The organism is Nocardioides dubius, assembly GCF_039528155.1.
In the GTDB taxonomy this organism is placed as follows: Bacteria; Actinomycetota; Actinomycetes; order Propionibacteriales; family Nocardioidaceae; genus Nocardioides; species Nocardioides dubius.
In genome coordinates this window covers 1-2,294 of sequence record NZ_BAAALG010000016.1, presented here as the reverse complement: position 1 = coordinate 2,294, position 2,294 = coordinate 1, and the positions used below count along the sequence as shown (strand labels likewise).

Sequence of the window (2,294 nt, the reverse complement as noted above, 5' to 3'; positions counted from 1 at the left end):
TCGATCCGCGCGGGGCTGCGGCGATCTCGAACTGCAGCACCCATTCCTTGCGCGGCTCGGCGACCTCCTCCAGGCGGGCGATCCGCGACTCCATCTGGCGCACCTTCTGCGCCTGCTTCTCGCTGGACTCGCTCTGTGCCCGGCGGCGCACCTTGTCGTTGTCGGGGTTCTTCTTCATCGCGTTGCGCACGCCCTGCGAGCTCCACTCGCGCTGGGTGCGGGCCCGCGCGACCAGGTCGGCCTTCTTGTCGGCGAACTCCTCGTACGCCTCGCGCGCGTGTCGCTTGGCGGTGGCGCGCTCGGCGAGGAACGCCTCGTAGCCACCGTCGTAGACGGTGATCTCGTTCTGCGCGAGGTCGAGCTCGACCATCCGGGTGACGCAGCGGGCCAGGAACTCACGGTCGTGGGAGATCAGCACGACGCCGGCGCGCAGGTTGGTGACGAAGGCCTCCAGGCGCTCCAAGCCGGCCAGGTCGAGGTCGTTGGTGGGCTCGTCGAGCAGGACGACGTCGAAGCGGCTCAGCAGCAGCGAGGCCAGCGCGACGCGGGCCACCTGGCCGCCGGAGAGCCCGGTCATCAGCGCCTCGGCTCCGACCTCGAGGCCGAGCTCGGCCAGGGTCGAGGGGATCCGGTCGTCCAGGTCGGCGGCTCCGCTGGCCATCCAGCGGTCGAAGGCGACGGCGTACGCGTCGTCGGCGCCGGGGACGTCACTGCCCAGGAGGGCGGCGCTCTCCTCCATCGCACGGGTCGCCTCGCTCGCGCCGGTCCGGCGCCCGATGTAGTCGGCGATGGTCTCGCCCTCGATCCGCTCGTGCTCCTGGGGGAGGTAGCCCACGAACGCGTCGGCGGGTGCTGTGCTGACGATGCCGTCGAGCGGTGCGTCGATGCCGGCGAGCAGCCGCAGCAGCGTCGACTTCCCGGCGCCGTTCGCGCCGACCACGCCGACGACGTCGCCGGGGGAGACGGTCAGGTCCAGCCCCTCGAACAGGGTGCGGTGGCCGAACCCTCCGGCCAGGTCCTTCGCTACGAGGGTGCCACTCACGGCGCCCATCCTAGGTGTCGCGCTACTCCAGGGTGTCGGTGCGGGCGGCGATCCACTCCACCAGTGGGCGCAGCTCGCGCCAACCGGTGCGGACGACGTCGACGAGCTCGGGGGAGTGGATCACCGGCTCGAAGCCGAGCGAGCGGTTCACGAAGAGCGAGCGGTGTCGCAGCAGGTCGATCCGGGGGTGGTCGACGTCGTAGCCACGGGGCTTGGTCTTGAGCCTGTCGCCGCCGACCTCCCACTCCTTCTTCGCCAGGCGCTTGAGGATCTTCGCGAGCTCCTCGCCGGTGCGCTCGTCGTCGATCGCGGCGCGGACGGCCGCCAGCCGCTGGGCGCTGGCCTCGTAGAAGCCACCGCCGAGCCGGACGCCGCGTGCCGACAGCTCGAGGTACCAGCCCGTCGCCGGAGCGACGCCGACGAAGGCGCCCTGGTGGGTCTTGTAGGGGGTCTTGTCCTTGGCGAAGCGCACGTCGCGGTAGGGGCGGAACACCTTCATCGCCCCGAACTCGGGCTCGAGCTCGGCGGCCAGCGCCTGGAACGGCGCCTTCACCGCCTCGGCGTAGACGTCCTTGTGCGCCTCCCAGAACGACTTCGCCTTGTGTCACTTAAGGCGGTAACTTTGGGCTATGAACGCACTCTCCTCCGCTGCCAGCGAGGGCCTTCGGGCAGTGATCTACACCCGTGTATCAAAGGACGATGGGGACACCGAGGGCGCGTCATCGACTGAACGCCAAGAGCAGGACTGCAGTGCGCTCGCTGCCACGTACAGGTGGAACGTGGTCGCTGTCGAAAGGGATCAAGGGATCTCCGCCAGTGGTAACGCTGAGCGACCTGCATGGGAGCGGGTGCTTCGTTTGGTCGAGGCGGGTGAGGTTGATCTGATCGTGGCGTGGCATCTCGACCGCATGACTCGGAACATGACCGACCTTGAGCGCCTGATCCTGCTGGCCGAGCACCACTCGGTGGGCATCAAGACCTATACGGGGGACATGGACCTCACCACCGACACCGGGCGGATGGTTGCTCGCATCCTGGCCGCCGTTGCTCGTGCCGAAGTGGAGCGCAAGGCTGCACGACAGAAGCGTGCGAACCTCGCTCGTCGCGAGGCCGGTATCCCGTGGAAGTCCGGGTTCAGAGCCTTCGGGTACACGCTCAAGGGTGAGGTAGTCGGAGAGGAAGCGAAGCTGATCCGAGAAGGTGCGGAAGCGTTCCTTGCAGGAGAGGCACTCAAGTCGATCGCTCGGACCTG

The 2,294-nt window shown here is 68.6% G+C and carries 2 protein-coding genes and 1 pseudogene; 1 reads left to right on the top strand and 2 read right to left on the bottom strand.

The genetic code is table 11. The features are described from left to right. Positions 1-1,042, bottom strand: a 1,042-nt coding sequence (locus tag ABD151_RS19630; protein ID WP_343996540.1) for an ATP-binding cassette domain-containing protein, incomplete at its 3' end; no start/stop codon positions are given. 22 nt (positions 1,043-1,064) lie between these two features. Beyond that, positions 1,065-1,634 (bottom strand): annotated as a pseudogene (locus ABD151_RS19625) (DUF2461 domain-containing protein); the annotation flags it as partial. Between the two features lie 37 nt (positions 1,635-1,671). On the opposite strand from ABD151_RS19625, the gene ABD151_RS19620 reads away from it, so the two are divergent. After that, on the top strand, positions 1,672-2,294 hold a 623-nt coding region (locus tag ABD151_RS19620; RefSeq protein ID WP_343996539.1), incomplete at its 3' end, for a recombinase family protein.